Genomic DNA, 15,751 nt, shown 5'->3' on the forward strand with positions numbered 1-15,751 from the left:
ATATTCAGACTACTATTAATTTCTGTGTATATTCCATATAACTGAGCGAGAAAGTTTATGGTACAATAGTATCGTTCTCCGATCGCATGGCACGCGATCATCCGGTACGGGATCCTGGCGATCCCGAGACGAGCGATAGTATCAACGATCAGAACACGTCCAATCGGCTCGAGCGCGGCACGATCGATCGACGATCGTACCTCAAACTGGCCAGTGCGACGGCGGTCGCTGCGGGCGCCAGTACTGGCCTCGTCAGCGCAGCGGGCAGCGATTACGAAACCATCAGCGCGCGTGGACAGACGATTCGCATCGGGTCCGGCGAGACGTGGGAAAACAAACTCATCGACCTCGGGAACGGAAACAGAATCAACATCGTCGCCACGGGAACGAACTGGACGATCCGTAACATCGGCATTACGGGAACGTGGCACCACTCCACTCACGACTACATCTTCTCGCTGGCCGACACCGGCGGGAACACGTCGACCCTCGAAAACGTCTACGCCGGCGAAGGCGACCCGCGCGCCTCCTCCAACGAACGTGGCGGTGTCGTCTGGGTTTCCCCGGATCACAGCGGCCGACTCGAGGTAACCGACGTCAACTTCTCGATCGCCGGGGCACTCGGGATCTACGGCAGCGCGCCCGGGTCCAACTCCAACGGGAGCGGCGGAGAGATTCACCTCCGGAACTGCTACGGCAACGACTGCCACCACACCGCGTTCCGGATCCCGGACAACGGCTCGAGCGTGCGAAACTGCGTCAGCTACAAGAGCGGGAGTCGAACGGCCGCTCGAAGCGCGTGGGTGTGGGAGGGCAACTTCGGCGGGAGCGCTACTTTCGAAGACTGTCATTTCATTACCAACGGAGCGGGAGCGGGTCTCGTTACGAACGGGAACCCGAACCTCTCGCTTTCGAACCTCCGAACCGATGACGGCACCGGCGACGCGAGGAATCCGGAACACTTTATCCCCGAGAGCTGTCCCGAGAGCGCCGAGGAGGCGGCCGCGGGGGGAAACTCGAACGAGGGGACTGACGGCGACTCGAGTCCCCCCGCCGAGGAGCTGCCGGAGAACACGATCACCGTTACCGGGGAGGGCGAACCGGCGAGGTACTACTTCGAGACGAGCGGCGAGATCGCTGCAAACCCCGAGCGCGGCGACCTCCAGGACCACGACGAGATCGACGGCACCAGCGCCGTCGGCTGGGTGACGACACCCGAGCAAGTCGACGGCTTCCGCTTCGACGGCGACCTCGTCGACGTCGGTTTCCAGCAGGGCGTCGCGAGAGTCGAAGTCAACGGCGAGGAGATCGATCCCGCCGACTACGGTGACGACACGGATGACGAGGACGAATCCGGTGTCGACCACACGCTCACCGTGATCGGAGAGGGCGAACCGACGAGGTACTACTTCGAGACGAGCGGCGAGATCGAAGGGAATCCGGAGCGCGGCGACCTCCAGGACCACGACGAGATCGACGGCACCAGCGCCGTCGGCTGGGTGACGACACCCGAGCACGTCGACGGCTTCCAGTTCACGGGCGAACTGCTCGAAGTCGGGTTCCACGAGGGTAGCGCGAGGGTCGAACTCGACGGCGAGGAGATCGATCCCGACGACTACACCGGTGAACCGGACCTCGAGAATCTGCTTCTCGTCGACGGTGTCGGCACGTCCGGCGGCACTCGCTACGAGTTTAGCGTCTCGGGCGAGGTCGAGAAATCCAACGAACAGGGCGCGACCGTCGACGCCGGAGACAGTATCGATACGGGAACCGTTACGGGATCCGTCGCCGGCTGGCGCGACGCCTTCCGATTCGGCGGCGAACTCGAGGAACTCACCGTCGACGGTCCGGCGCGGGTGTCCGTCAACGACGAGCGAGTCGACCCGGCCGACTACGGCGCGGAGAAGCCACACGTACTGACGATCGTCGGTAACGGATCGCCCGCGAGCTACGAGGTCAGCGTCGACGGCGAAATCGACCGGATACCGGGCGACGACGCCACGGAATCGGTGACGATCTCCGAGAGCACGCTCGAGGGATCGATCGAGAGCGAAGTCCAGCGCTTCCGGTTCTCCGGGGCGATCAGCGACATCACCTTCATCGACGGCTCGGCCCACGTCTACATCGACGAGGAACGCGTCGATCCCGACGAGATCGGTGAGAGCGAACTGCTGCCCCACGCGATCGTAATCGACGGCACGGACGCGGACGGCGAGACGACCTACTACTTCGAGATCGACGGTGACGTGATCGCGTCCAACTACCGTGACGCCTCCGTCGACGAGAGTGACGTTATCGAAGGGACGTCCGTCAACGGCAGCGTCGAGGACTCGCTCGACGCGTACTGGTTCGACGGCGACATCGTCGACTTCCGACTGACCGGTGACGCCAGCGTCGACGTCGAGTACGACGTCCGAAGCCAGTAATCTCGCCGCCGGTTCAGTTCGGTGATCGGCAGCGAGCCGAGTTGCTTGCGTCTTTTACTAATTCTCACGGCGGGTGCGGGTAGGAAGGACTTTTATTCACGGCTCTCGAAGTACCTATTGGCTCCCGGCGACCGTCATCCAGTACCGGAGCAGTTCGCGTGCCAGCATCTGTTTCCGATTCAGGCGCGGGAGCCATTTCCTTTCGAACCTGTTAGGACAGCGACTGCTCCGGAGTGGCTCTCCCGGCTATCTCGCATCGGTCGGAACCGACTTCGGCTCCGGTTGCGCTGTCGGGGGGTCGATATCGAACGTTTCGTAACAGCAGTGCTCGAGTCGCCGTGCCTGCTCGTCCCAGGTGAACCGCTGTACGTCCTCGCGGGCGCGCTCGCCGAGCCGCGTTCGAAGGTGGGGCGAGTCGAGAACCATCGTGAGCTTGTCCGCGAGGTCCTGGGGGTCACCGACCCGCGCGAGGAGCCCGTTTTCGCCGTTGGCGAGGTAGGTCTCGATCCCCTCGAGGTCGGTCGTTACGACCGGGAGTTCACACGCCATCGCCTCGACGTTCGCCATGCAGAAACTCTCGTCGTGACTCGGCAGGCAGAAGACGTCCGCACCGGCGTGATAGGCCGGCAGTTCGGAGTGGGGGACTTCGCCGTGAACGACGACCGAATCCCCGATTCCGAGGTCGCTGGCTCGTCGCCGCACCCGCTGTTCGTCGCCACGACCGACGACGTGGAGTTCGTGGCGGCCGTCGAGGCGCGATACCGCCTCGAGCAGATCGTCGATCCCCTTCGCTTCGATGAGTCGGCCGACGAAGAGGATGATCGGGTCGTCGCTCGAGAGAGCTGGATCGACGTCCGGTCGGAAGTGATCCGGATCGATGCCCGGGTAGACGACTTCCCCGATATCGTAGCCGAACGTCTCCGACACCTGCCGGGCGGTATCGTCGGAGTTCGCCAGGATCAGCTCCGTCTGGGAGAACGTATCGCGTAGTTTGATCCCGAGACCGACGCTCGCAAACTGGTGGAAGGTGTAGACGGTCGGTACGTCGGCCAGGTTCGAGAGGAGGAGATCGTCGAGGAACTGAGCGGTAACGAGAACATCGAGATTGTCGTCGATGTGGTCGATAACGTCGTTCCGAACGGCCCACTGCGTCATGAGGAGTTTCGTACGATCCTGCCGAGTGAACGGGGTCAGCGAACCGATCGAGTGTAACCAGTGGTCGTCGAACGAGGGTGTTTCTACGACGGTGACGTCCGATTCGGTTAGTACGGACGATAGCTCTCCCCGCTGCGTGTAGAGGTAGACGTCGTTCGATCGACTGAGTGCTGCGGCTAGTTGCTGCGTGTAGACGGCGATTCCACCGGCGTGGCGGGTCCCAGCAGCGTTGTGGTAAAACCCGATTTTCATACCGCCGGAGAGGTTACTTTGCTGTTTTGTTATTCTCGACGTACTATCTCCACGACTCATACATCGACCAAAACCGCTCGAAAACGGCGCTGTTATCGACTGAGAACGATGAGTAGCGCTCGCTCGGAGACGATCGTGCGTTTGTCGCCGACTGGCTGGCGGTATGACCCGTAAAACGGCGGGTATGTGGGGGATTACAATGGCTTCGTTCGGGGAGCCATAGTTCAGTGACAGCGAAACCGTCTCTATCTGCTCGATGGTCGAATCGTCCGTCGGATTGCGCTGGTGGTGCGCTTCGTCTCCTGTGGCTCCGGCGTGCGGTTGGTGGAGACGTCGAGAACTGTGCCGATGAACTGCCCCGAAACCACTCTGCGGACCGACGAGTAACCGAGAATGGCACTCACTGACCGTATCGTCGACGGCTTCAAGGCGACGTTCGGCGCCCGACTCGTGAACAACCTCGCGAACGGGCTGTTGATGCTGGTGCTCGCGCGGTTCCTGTTGACGAACGACGAGTACGGGCTGTTGTTCACGATCGTTTCCGTCATCGCCATCGCCCAGCTCGGGGCGGACCTCGGTATCGGCCGCTCCGCCGCGCGCTACGTGTCGGACAAGAAGGAAACCCAACCCTCGGTCATCCCCTATCTCCTCCGATCCTCGCTCAGCTACCGTCTGGTGTTGCTCGCGGTCGTTTCCGGAGCCCTCGTTATCGGCCGCGACCCGCTCGCTGCCGTCCTCGATATCCCGGAACTCTCGACGCTGATGGTGGTCGCCGTGGGGTATCTGATCTTCCAGTCGCTGTTCTCCTACCACATGACGCTGTTTCAGGGATTCAATCGCGTCGATCTGAGCGCCATCATCGAAGTCATCAACAACGTCTCGCGCCTGGTGTTCGTCGTCATCCTGACGGCACTCGGTCTGGGCGTCGCCGGAGCGCTCTTCGGCTACATCGTCGGCGTTTTCCTCGGAACGGTCGTCGGTCTGGTCTTCCTCTACCGTCGATTCTACACGCAGTACGCCGACGGCGGCGGGAGCAAGTCGCTTCGAAACCGGATGCTGAAGTACAGCGTGCCGTTGACGGCGACCCACGGTGCCGGCGTCCTCGACAGGCAGATCGATACGGTTCTGGTCGCGTTCTTCATCAACCCCGTCGCGGTCAGTTACTACGTGCTGAGCAAGCAGATAACCGAATTCGTTCTCGTTCCGGCCGGTTCGCTCGGGTTCTCGGTCTCACCGACGTACGGCGAGGAGAAGGCGAACGATTCGCTCGAGCAGGCGGCTGATATCTACGAGACTACGCTCGAGTACATGTTCCTGCTCTACGTGCCGGCCGCAGTGGGGATGATTCTCGTGGCCGAACCCGCCGTAACGCTCGTCTTCGGTACCGAGTACGCCGGGGCAGCACCGGTGTTGCAGGTGCTCGGGGTGTACGTCGTCTTCCAGGCGATTACCAGCGTGACGACGCAAGGGCTCGACTTCCTGGGGCGGGCGAAAACGCGGGCGTACGCGAAGGGAACGACGGCGGTCGCGAACGTCGGTCTTAACGTCGTCATGATTCCGATCTACGGGGTCACCGGCGCTGCCGTCGCGACGGTGATCACGTACGGGACCTACACGCTGGTGAACGTCTACGTCATGCACCGCGAACTCTCGCTCGACTTCGTCCGGATCGCCCGATCGCTCGTCTTGACGACGGCTATCGCTGGCGGGATGGGACTCGCGGTGATGATGTTAATTCCGTACGCGTCGAATCTGCCGGCACTGTTCGGCGTGATCGGTGCCGGGATTGCTATCTGGGGCGTCCTGATCACGGTCAGCGGCGTGATCGATCCGCGAGAAACGGTCGCACAGCTGACCTGACGATCCGACGATCGTCGTGACTACTGACCGCGAGCGTTGTACTGTACGTCGGCGGCGGCGTCGCCGCGGAGGGTGAACGCTTCGATGTCGCCGTCGAACCAGTAGGCATCGAGCCGATTGTCGACGATACCGCGGACGGTTCGGTTCTCGATCACGTCGTCCGCGTCGATCGTCGCGTCCTGATAGGTCGACTTGAAGACCGCACCGCTCGCCTCGAAGGAGTACGCGCTCGGCTCTTCGTCTTCGGTCCCGTCGATGACCAGCGCGTGGGGAAGCAGTTCGTGGTCGCCGAAGTCGTCCGGATCGATCGTCTCGTCGTCGAGGCTGATCTCGGCGTCACCGTCGATGACGGTAACGTCCGTCAGCGCACCCGAGAACTCGAACGTCAGGCTCCCGTCGGTAACCGAACTCTGGACCGTCGATCCCGAAATCGTCGTCGCCTCGTCTTCGGGCTCGTCGTCCGAGTCGAGTTCGATCGTTCCGTCGACCGTGATCTCGAAACTCGTGGGTTCGCCCGCTCCGTCGACCTCGAGGACGTGCGGGAGATCCGCGCCGTACTCGGCGGGGTCGATCTCTTCGCCGTCGAGCAACACCGTCGCCGGGCCGTCGACGGTGAGTTGCTCGAGGTCGCCGGCAAAGCGGAAGGCGTCCTTCCAGTCGGCGACGACGCCGTGGCCTTCGGCGTCCTCGATCTCGGTCGCGTCGTCGATCGTCGCACCTTCGTAGTTCGACGGCTCGACGTCGCCGTCGATTCCGAACTCGTATCGGGTGACGTCCGATGCGTCGCCGTCGAAGAGGAGCGTGTGCTCGAGGATGTCGTCGAAGTCGTCGGGGTCGACTTCGGTGCCGTTGACGCGGATCGTCGCGTCGCCATCGAGGCTGAGGCGTTCGATTTCGCCCTCGAAGCGCCACGCGTCGAGGTGGTCGGTGACGGAGCTCCGTGCGTGAGTCCCGTCGACGGTGGCCGCGCTGTCGACCGTCGCGCCGTCGTCGGCGCTCGGTTCGACCTCGTCGCTGACGACGAACTCGTAGCTCGTCGAGTCGTCGGTGCCGTCGCCGTCGAAAACGATCACGTTGGGGAGCTGGTCGTCGGCTGCCGTCTCGTCACTGCTCCCGCTGTTCGAGTTTCCCGACGCGGCCTGCTCCGCAGCGGTCGGAACGCCGTCGGGGATGGTGAGGTTCGGATTGCTCCCGGCGTTCGAGGTGTTGACGCTGCCTTGCGTGCCGCCGGCGATGGCGCCACCGTCGAGGGCGACCGAGGCTCCCTGGTGGGTGATCACGGCTGCGTTGTAGCCGCCGGCGTCGAACTGGCAGTCTTCGACGGTACAGCCACCGGGTTGCCAGACCCACAGCGGACGGCCGGAGCTCTCGCCGTAGTTCCCCCAGTTGGCGTAGTCGGTGGAGTAGTCCGTGTTGTCGTTGTACGCGACGCACTCCCGGAGCGTGTCGTTGCGATTGGCGGCACGGAACGTCGTGACGCCGTTGTTCTTCCCGAAACAGCGTTCCCACGTGATCGAACCGCTGCCGGCGCTGTTTGAACAGTACCAGCCGTTGTTGGGGTAGCCCTGCACGTTACACTCGCGGAAAACGACGTCGGCGCCGGCGCTGGCGTGGTAAAAGATCCCGCCGGGGCCGTGAACGAAGCTCGAACCCGACTTGTTCGCGCCGTCGCCGATGTAGATGTTCTCGAACTCGACGGTCCCTCGGGGGGCGGTGATCGAGAAGATGAAGCCGTCTCCCTGGTAGAGGCCCTTGATCCCGATGTTACGAACGGTCGCCGCCCCGCTGACGATGAACGTAATACCGTTTCCGTTCGAAACGTCGACGAGTTTGTTCTCGAACGTTTCGTTCCCGATGGTGATCGTCTGGCCGCGCGCCTCGATGACGTCGTAGTCGTCCTCGGCGGCGCTCGCGCCCGTACTAAATACCGCTGCGGCTGCAGTCGTCGCTCCGGCCAATTTCATGTAGGATCGTCGGCCAAGTAATTCACTGGTCTCGCTTCCACCCGTCGGCTGCGCTTCGCTGCCGACGTATCGATCGTCCTCCGGTACCGAAGGTTCGCGTGCCATGCAATCGGGTAATCCGATACTACCACCATAAACTTTCTCCCTTACTTTAGTTAAAATTTACAGACTATAGCTACTATCTGAATATTTATTCACGAAATCATGTTATTTCACACACGAAATTTTATATACCGATAGTTTCGACGACCGTCTCGAATAATAGCAAATTACCAGCTATTCGGCCTCGAGAGCCGCTCTACACGCGTAGTAATACTCAATTACCAGCTCTCTCGAACCGCTCAAGCGACCGGAGATCGCCTGACGTATCGACGCGACGATATCCTGGGCTGGCGGTGACCGAAGACTTCCCCGCTCGGGAGACGGTTACGGTGAACGCGAAACTAGCGGTGTAGTGATTGACCGCGGCTGTCACTACCGGTCGCGATCGCAGCGGAGATGCACGGAGGAAGTAACAGCGAGGAATAGTGAGGAGTCGTCAGCGGCGAGTGGAGGGGAAGTCGTCAGCGGGGAATGGGGGAGGGCCGTCAGCGGGGGGTGGAGGGGAAATCGTCAGCGGGGGACGGAGGACGTTTTCGTCACTTGAGTCAGCGAGCCTCGTCGGCTCGCGTCAGTCAGTCGTCGCCGGCGGCGGCTTCTTCGGCGCTGGTCGGCGTCCCGCTCGGGATGAGGGCTTCGGGATCGGTTCCCGAGTCGCCCTCGAGCTGGACCGACGAACCGGCGTGTTCGGCGATGCCGGCCTGCTCGTCGTAGTCGGTGTTGCGGACGAGAACCTCGGTTCCCTGTCCGTTGGCACCGGCGTCGATCGCGGTGTGGTTGCCGTTCATCTCGATCTGGCAGTCCTCGATTTCGATCGTGCCGGGGGCCCAGGCCCAGATACCGCGGCCTGCGTAGCCTTCTTCGTCGACGAGGACGCCCGAGTTCGTCACCTTGCTCCCCTCGGTCGCGAGACGGAAGTGGGAGACGCGACAGTTGGCAGCGAAACAGCTGTCGATGTGGATCGTTCCGCCGCCGCCGCTTCCGGGCGAGGAACCGTAGACCGCGTTGTCCGCGAAGCCCTGGATGTTGACGTTCTGCATGTCGATGTGACCCGAGTGATCGGGGTCGACCCAGAAGGCGGTCTGTCCGTGGCCGGTCGAACTCCCGTTACGGCCGTCGGAGCCGTCACCGAGGTAGACGTTCTCGATCGTACTCGAACCGCCGGCGTCGGAGATGCCGAACGTCGCGGAGCCGGTTCCGGAGTTGTTCTTCCCTTTGAATCCGACGTTGCGAATCGTCCAGTCGCTTCCGACGGTGGTGATCGTGATGTCCTGACCGTTGGTCATATCGATCAGTTTGTTCTCCCAGGTCTCACCGTCCTCGATGGTGATGTTCTGGTTTGCGGCTTCGATGACCTCGTAGTCGTCCTGGGCGGCGGCCGTGCCGGCCGCACCAAGGGTGGTTGCCGCAGTTACGACCGCTGCGAGCGATCGCACGTAGGTGCGGCGGTGTAAGCCATTGTTACGGTCTGCATTCGGCGTAGTGTCCGTCTCGGACGTACGGGGGTTCTGCGCCATACACTTTCGTAACCTGGGCTTACACTCATAAACTTTTCCTTGGGAGTATAGCTTAAATTTACGGAATGTGTTTCTAACACTGTAGAACGTGACATAATGTGTGTAAATTTGTTTAAGAAATTGTGAATAACGGTCCGAGAAATACGGCCGCGAATGCCCGCTGTTTTTCCGCGTAAATTGGCCATTACTACGGTAGAGAGGCCGTATACGGCCTATTTTTCGAATTGCCACTGGTCATCCGCCGATCGTTCTGACCGTTCGGGGTCGGCTCGAAACGTCGTGAACAATCGGCGATTTCCGACCGGTCACAAGTAGCCGTCCGTCTCTGTGCCGGGCAGGTGCACCGTCTCCGCATCGGACCGGTGTCCCGTATCAGCGCGGATTCGATAGCGGCGATCGGCTCGTCCGGCGGATCGGTTGGTCCGTGCTCCACCGGTCAGTTGGCCACCCGCGATTTCGTCACCGTTCCGCCCGTCGTCGGCGCCGTCGTCTGTGAGCGGATCACAACTCGCGACGTGGGTGGATGCACGCGGCTGGCCGTCGCCACTGAGACGAGTGAGACTCGAACTCGAGGAGCAACCGACTCCGTCACGCCGGTTGGTCGGACGAATTCGTTCGCTCGTCTGAGCAGAACTGTACCGCGCCGCGTTTCAGGTGGCTCGACGAGTGTGGTGGTCTAGCTCGAGGATGCTCCGGACTTCTATCCCCGGTGATCGACGACGGTCCGCTGCTCGAGCGGGGCGAAGACGCGTCTGTCGGTGTGAATCGGGTTTCGCGGCGGGTGGATTCGTCGCGTTCGACGAACTCGACGCCGTCGTCCCTGTCAGTCTGTGACCGGTACGGTGTGACACTCGTCGGTGCCGTTCTGGAACGTTCCCGTGTCGCGTATCGGCTGATGGGCGGACGTATCTGCGCTCACACGCGTACGAAGTACAATAAGTAAAACCGAGCGGCGTCAGTCGTCGCCTTCGACGTTGTACATCTCGAACTCGTCGTTCGAGATCACTTTGTTCGCGTCCGGGTCCGTCTCGAGGGCCTCGAGTGCGGCTTCGCTGTGGTGGAGTTCCTGATAGACCTCGATCTCGCGGGTGGTGTCGAACTCGGTGACGATGAAGTTGTAGTCCACCCCGCCGTACGCGCCGCTGAAGTTGCCCGATTCGAACTCGTCGGTCTCGACGGTGCCGCTGGCGGTCGTCGCTGCGCTGAGACTCTCTTGTCCTTCGACGCCGTTGATACCGTGATCGTATCGGTAGGGATCGTATCCCATGCCGACGAGGGGCGTGTCCTCGTCCCCGTACTCCATGGTGGTTTCGTAGCCGCTGAACTTCTGGTCGGTGACGTGCTGGCCGGGGTTGTAGATGATCGGCGAGGCGAACACCGTCATCAGCCCGAGGACGAGACAGGCCCCGAGCAAGAGAGCTGCGACGGCGGTTCCGCCGGGTTTCGTAATCACGCCCGAGAGCGCACCGATGCCGCGTGCGATCGCGACTCCCGACAGAATCGTCAGGATGACGGCGATGAACCCGATCTGCCGGAACGCCATCGTCGGCGTTCCGACGAAGTAGAGGAGGAACATGCCTGACAGCGGAATCAGCGCGATCGCGAAGTAGTTGACGAACGCCCTCGTCTCCGGATCGAGTCTGGTCCGGCCGAGCCACACCAAGAGGATGAAGACGCTCACGACGAGCGAGATCAGCGCGAGTTCCAGGAACATCGTCACGAACAGTTCGCCGAGGCTCGCACCGACTTCGCCGAGGGAGGTTTCGGCCTGGTCGACTTCGGCGGAGCCGCCGATGTCTTCCTCGAAGACGCCGCTGACGAGCCCTTCGACTGCACCTCTGAACCGCGCATTACTCACCGCCCAGACGGTAAAGATAACGCCGAGAACGGCCGTGTGCGCGTACGTCGTCGGATGATCGAGCATTGGGTGGTCGTCGTACCGCCGCCGGACGAGGTACTGGGCGCCGGTGACCGCGGCGATGAGGACGACGACGTTGATCATCTGTTGGGGGTGCATCAACAGCAGTCCGATACCGGTGACGTAGATGAGGAGACTGAACGGCGAGAGCCCCATGGGGAGCCGCTCGATCGTCGCGCGACGGCGGAGGTACGCGAGGAACGCGAAGATGACGACGGGAACCAGAAAGAGGGCGTTCGAGTTCGTGTGGATACCCATGTGCGTCGCGATGTTGTTGATCGGTAGCACCATCCAGGAGACGATTGCGGCGACCCCGATCGCCATTCCGCTCCCGCTCATCTCCCGAACGACCAGCGGGATGAATATCAGAAACGGGAGGAAACTGATCGCGATGACGAACAGGAGCGCGCGCTCGAGCGGAATGCCACCGACGTAGTGGAAGACGGATGCGATCGAGTGGAACGCCGGATAGAACAGTTCGTGCGGGGCCAGATCGCCGTTGATGATGTCCCGGGTCCAGCCGAGGTGGGTCAGCGCGTCACCCATCCCGGAGAACCGGTAGTTTCTGACAATCGGGAGGCTCACGATCGCCGTCACCGCGGTCCCGCCGAGTGTGATTCCGTAGGCCTGTTCGCGGCCGCGGCACGTGAGCGCCGTGCTGGCGCCGATAGCCAGCGCGAGTGCGAACCCGATCCACGTAATAATCGGCGTTCCGGTATAGATCGACGCTTCGTAGCTGGTCGCGGGATTGGCTCTCGCGACGAGGATCGCGATCGCAATCGCGAGGAAGCCGACGGCGAACGTGACGTTGAGTGTCGACCGTTTCATGTTCTTTCAGAAGGGGTGTCGTCCGGTCCAGTGGCGATACGCATGTGTTGGACGGAGGGTCATCGATAGCGACGTTTGTTATACGGCTCCTATCCGTTCTGCGTGCGGGGAAGGTACGGGTTGCTCGAGCGGTGTACTGCCGTCGGTACCGGCCGACAGGCGCCGATCGCTGATCTGACGCGGTTCGTTCGAGCCGTTCCTCGACCCGGCTGACCGCCCGCTCTCCGGACACTGCTCGTCTCGAAAGCGGTTCTCGACGCGCCAATTGGCCGTGTATCGGGGCCGACGACTCGAAACGGGATCGACGGGCCGCTCGGAAGTATGCCCTCCTTACCGGGCCCAACACGTTACTATGGATTGCATTCTCGAATTCAGAACGATCAACGGTTCTGATGGTTTTTGTACCCGTTCGTACTCGGTCGAGTCGACAGCGGACAGTGCGCGACCGACACTGTGACGCGATCTCGATCCAACTATGCCATCCATCGTTATCGACCACGTCGACGCCGACGGTACGACCCTCGAGTGTGACGTTCGCACGTCTCCGGAGCTCGAGCGGTTCTTTTCGAACGAATCGTTTCGAACTGAGTACGACGTCTCGATCGAGGAGGTTCCCGACGCAATCCTCGTGATCCCCGTCCTCGCACAGGTCTGTCCCGTCGCGTGGGCGAACGGCGCCGACGTCTACGTCGACGAGGTCGACGCCACGTTCGCCGCGGCCGTGGCGGACGTTCAGGCGTCGCTGTGTTCGATGCACGACTTCCTCGAGGGCGGAACGCTCTACGCGAAAGAGACCGTCGACGTCGAACGGGAGGCGGGCGGCGAGAGCGGCCTGCTGTTCACCGGCGGCGTCGACTCGACCTGTTCGTACGTTCGCCACCGCGAGGAGGAGCCGACGCTGATCAGTATCCGGGGCTGGACGATCACGCCGGATTCCGCCGACGACGACAAGTGGGACCACCTCCGCTCGCGCGTCTCGTCGTTCGCCGACGACCACGACCTCGAGACGGCGTTCGTCGAGTCGAACATGCTCTCGTTCCTCGCCCATCCGATGTTGCTGGCCCACTACAAGCGCCACGTCGACGGCGCCTGGTACAGCTCCGTCGGTCACGGTCTCGGGCTGCTCGGCCTCTGTGCGCCGATGGCCTACGCGCGCGGAATGGACGACCTCTACGTCGCCGCGACCCACTGGGAGGGGATCGACCTCGAGTGGGGCTCGCGCCCCGATATCGACGATCACGTCCGCTGGGCCAGCACCCAGTGTCACCACGACTCCTACGACCTCACCCGACAGGAGCGACTCGACGCCATCGCCGACTACGTCGAAGCGGAAGAGCCGGACCTCCAGTTGCAGACCTGCAACGACCGAATGGACGGCAACTGCGGCGAGTGCGAGAAGTGTTACCGGACCGCCGTCGGCCTGCGCCTGTCCGGCCTCGAGCCGACGAATCACGGCTATCAGTTCGAACACGAGGACTACCGTGAGATTCGGACTGCACTCGAGGAGGGCCGGTGGGTCCTCGGACAGGACGAACGATACATGTGGGAAGACATCCGCGACCGTGCGCGTGAGACAGAGCCGTCCTCACCTGAGGAGGCGGCCTTCTTCGAGTGGCTCGACGAGGCCGACCTCGACGAACTCGTCTCCGAATCCGGCTCGCCGCTGTCGCATCGGCTTCTCCGCGCGGGTGCACGAAACACGCCGGCCCGCGTCTACAACACCGTCTATCCGGCCTGGCGGAGCGCGAAGTCCGGACTGCAACGCGTGCGGAGTCGGTGACGACGTCGCGACGGTCGTAGCCCGGTGACGCAGCCGCGTCGCTCGCGAGACGTTCTGCGATCGTCGTAATCGAACCGTTCTCGCCGCGCTCGATGCGTCGCTCCGTCCCGACTGTCACCCGCAAAAATCGGACCCCTACCTGGACGCGGTGCGTCTACCGCTCGGGAACGCCGTAGTCGACGTGAACGTTCGGAACGCTCGCCGATTCCGGCGCCGGGACACCGTTCCAGTCGACCACGCGGATGTTCGTCACCTGTCCGTCGAATCGGAACCGCTGGACGCCGACGTCGATCGATCCCTCGGCGACGCCGCCCGAGACGATGGTCGCTTCCTCGACGGGGTCGTCCGTATCCATCTCGATCTCGCCGTCGACGGTGATCTCGAAACTCGAAGGAACACCGCGTCCAACGATCGTTACGAGATTCGGGAGTGGTTCGGCGTCGGTCCTGGCAGCTTTGTTCTGTACCGGAGTGTCACGTGCCATACTTTGGTAACCCGAGTATCTCGGTATAAGCTTTCTTGTCGAATTAATGGTAGCTATTCCGGAAATACAGTCAGCTGGAAACTGACGGGTCAGTGAATCGTCGTCCCGGTGCTGACGAGAAACGGACAGCCCCGATCGTTGATGGATCGCCGAGAGCGGTCACTGGCACTGTTGGATTCGGTCTGACCGAACACCGTACACTGTTACCGCCGGATCGCCGCGGTCGATCGCCGTCACTGCCTGATCGCGGAGAGCGTGTTTACGAAATCGCGAACGAACGGGTGCGGGTCGTCACGCGAGAGGTAGTCGAACCGCGGCTGATCGACGAGCGAGCGTCCGATATCGAGGAGGGCCTCCGACATCGTCGGTTTCTCGACTAGATCGATATCGTCGGTGAGGACGGAGTGGAGATACAGCAGTTCGCCGCGGAGGAGGTGCCCGCCGATCCCCGGCTGATAGCTGTGATCGATCCGGTCTCGCATCCCGTTCGCCAGCAGCCAGTAGTAGTACGGAAAGTCCGCGCCGGCCTGTACCGAAAAGGGCAGCGACGACCAGAACCGCGGGTTCACCTCCATGAGTTTGAACTCGCCGGTCTCGTCGTCGCGCAGGAACTCGACCATCGCGAGCCCGTGCCACTCGAGTTCGTCGAGCAGCGCCAGCCCGGCTTCCTCCAGCGCCGGAATGTCGACCGATTCCCGAAACGCGCTGGGACCGCCGGCGTAGCTGTAGCCGCGTCGCTGTCGGTGCTGAAACGTCGCTACCGGCTCGCCCTCGTCGTACAGTGCGAAGAAGCCGTACTCCTCGGTCGTCGAGACGTACTCCTGGACCAGCGGGACGTGTTCCATCTCGCTCCGGACGTCCTCGGTACTTCTGGCGGGATTCGACTCGAGATACTGCGTCGACGGCGGTGCGACGCACCGTTCGGGCGCGTACTCCTCGAGGTACTCGTCGCCCAGGATCGTATACCGCGGTTTGACGATCCACTCGCGTTCCGTGTCGGGGGTCGTCGTGAAGAGGGTCGTCTCCGGTGCGGCGACCCCCGCCATCTCAGCCGCGTCGAAGAGTCGCACCCGGTCCTGCGTGCGCGACAGCGTCTCGAACGTCGGCCAGGGGGTGCGCACGTACTCCGCGAACTCGTCTCTGTACTTCGACAGCACGTAGATGTCCGGCTCTCGGACGGGAACGATCGCCTCGACGTCGGGACGCCTCGCGAGCGAGCACAGCACGTCCTTGTACGCCACGAGGTCCTCGTGCGGCGACGGGGCGCGGACCGTCTCGTCACAGTACTTCGACACGAACGCCGGCGTCGTTTCGTCGCTCGAGACGACGATCGTTCGGATGCCGCGGCGACCGAGGGATCTGACACAGGCGACGGTGCTCGGTGCAGCGACTCCCGGAACGACGACTGATTTCGTCCCGCCCCGACCAGCAGTGTCCATACGTTCGGTTCCCGTCCGGAATAGAAATG

Annotated in this window: 9 protein-coding genes; 3 read left to right on the plus strand and 6 right to left on the minus strand. The window is 62.5% G+C overall.

From position 1 onward, the window contains the following. Window positions 1-86: 86 nt before the first annotated feature. Window positions 87-2,426: a hypothetical protein gene (locus ACSFC7_RS05510; RefSeq protein WP_436346746.1), complete on the plus strand. Its 2,340-nt coding sequence runs from the start codon at window positions 87-89 to the stop codon at window positions 2,424-2,426. A gap of 246 nt (window positions 2,427-2,672) precedes the next feature. Here ACSFC7_RS05510 and ACSFC7_RS05515 read toward each other — a convergent pair whose 3' ends face one another. Beyond that, window positions 2,673-3,833, minus strand: a complete 1,161-nt coding sequence (locus ACSFC7_RS05515) for a glycosyltransferase family 4 protein (protein WP_436346747.1) — start codon at window positions 3,831-3,833, stop codon at window positions 2,673-2,675. A gap of 393 nt (window positions 3,834-4,226) precedes the next feature. Here ACSFC7_RS05515 and ACSFC7_RS05520 point away from each other — a divergent pair, with 393 nt between their 5' ends. Further along, complete coding sequence (locus ACSFC7_RS05520) at window positions 4,227-5,693, plus strand: flippase (protein WP_436346748.1); 1,467 nt, start codon at window positions 4,227-4,229, stop codon at window positions 5,691-5,693. A gap of 20 nt (window positions 5,694-5,713) precedes the next feature. Here ACSFC7_RS05520 and ACSFC7_RS05525 read toward each other — a convergent pair whose 3' ends face one another. The 3 genes from ACSFC7_RS05525 to ACSFC7_RS05535 form a co-directional block, all read right to left on the minus strand. Then, window positions 5,714-7,762 (minus strand): hypothetical protein, encoded by a 2,049-nt coding sequence (locus tag ACSFC7_RS05525; RefSeq protein ID WP_436346749.1) that lies wholly within the window; start codon window positions 7,760-7,762, stop codon window positions 5,714-5,716. Window positions 7,763-8,331: 569 nt separating this feature from the next. Beyond that, window positions 8,332-9,273 carry a hypothetical protein gene (locus ACSFC7_RS05530; protein WP_436346750.1) on the minus strand — a complete coding sequence of 314 codons (942 nt, stop codon included), beginning with the start codon at window positions 9,271-9,273 and terminating at the stop codon, window positions 8,332-8,334. Between the two features lie 955 nt (window positions 9,274-10,228). Next, window positions 10,229-12,019 carry a hypothetical protein gene (locus ACSFC7_RS05535; protein ID WP_436346751.1) on the minus strand — a complete coding sequence of 597 codons (1,791 nt, stop codon included), beginning with the start codon at window positions 12,017-12,019 and terminating at the stop codon, window positions 10,229-10,231. Window positions 12,020-12,494: 475 nt separating this feature from the next. Between ACSFC7_RS05535 and ACSFC7_RS05540 the strand changes: the two genes are divergently transcribed. Then, window positions 12,495-13,799: a hypothetical protein gene (locus tag ACSFC7_RS05540; protein ID WP_436346752.1), complete on the plus strand. Its 1,305-nt coding sequence runs from the start codon at window positions 12,495-12,497 to the stop codon at window positions 13,797-13,799. 154 nt (window positions 13,800-13,953) lie between these two features. Here the strand turns inward: ACSFC7_RS05540 and ACSFC7_RS05545 are convergent, their stop codons facing one another. Then, window positions 13,954-14,283 carry a hypothetical protein gene (locus ACSFC7_RS05545; RefSeq protein ID WP_436346753.1) on the minus strand — a complete coding sequence of 110 codons (330 nt, stop codon included), beginning with the start codon at window positions 14,281-14,283 and terminating at the stop codon, window positions 13,954-13,956. Between the two features lie 233 nt (window positions 14,284-14,516). After that, window positions 14,517-15,722 (minus strand): carboxylate--amine ligase, encoded by a 1,206-nt coding sequence (locus tag ACSFC7_RS05550; protein ID WP_436346754.1) that lies wholly within the window; start codon window positions 15,720-15,722, stop codon window positions 14,517-14,519. Between the last annotated feature and the right edge of the window lie 29 nt (window positions 15,723-15,751).

Origin of the sequence: Natronorubrum halobium, assembly GCF_051351675.1 — an archaeon.
Classification (GTDB): Archaea; Halobacteriota; Halobacteria; order Halobacteriales; family Natrialbaceae; genus Natronorubrum.

Coding starts and splice junctions, on each gene's coding strand:
- ACSFC7_RS05510 (WP_436346746.1), top strand. CDS start 87: ATGGCACGCGATCATCCGGTACGGGATCCTGGCGATCCCGAGACGAGC.
- ACSFC7_RS05545 (WP_436346753.1), bottom strand. CDS start 14,283: ATGGCACGTGACACTCCGGTACAGAACAAAGCTGCCAGGACCGACGCC.
- ACSFC7_RS05515 (WP_436346747.1), bottom strand. CDS start 3,833: ATGAAAATCGGGTTTTACCACAACGCTGCTGGGACCCGCCACGCCGGT.
- ACSFC7_RS05535 (WP_436346751.1), bottom strand. CDS start 12,019: ATGAAACGGTCGACACTCAACGTCACGTTCGCCGTCGGCTTCCTCGCG.
- ACSFC7_RS05540 (WP_436346752.1), top strand. CDS start 12,495: ATGCCATCCATCGTTATCGACCACGTCGACGCCGACGGTACGACCCTC.
- ACSFC7_RS05520 (WP_436346748.1), top strand. CDS start 4,227: ATGGCACTCACTGACCGTATCGTCGACGGCTTCAAGGCGACGTTCGGC.
- ACSFC7_RS05530 (WP_436346750.1), bottom strand. CDS start 9,273: ATGGCGCAGAACCCCCGTACGTCCGAGACGGACACTACGCCGAATGCA.
- ACSFC7_RS05550 (WP_436346754.1), bottom strand. CDS start 15,722: ATGGACACTGCTGGTCGGGGCGGGACGAAATCAGTCGTCGTTCCGGGA.
- ACSFC7_RS05525 (WP_436346749.1), bottom strand. CDS start 7,762: ATGGCACGCGAACCTTCGGTACCGGAGGACGATCGATACGTCGGCAGC.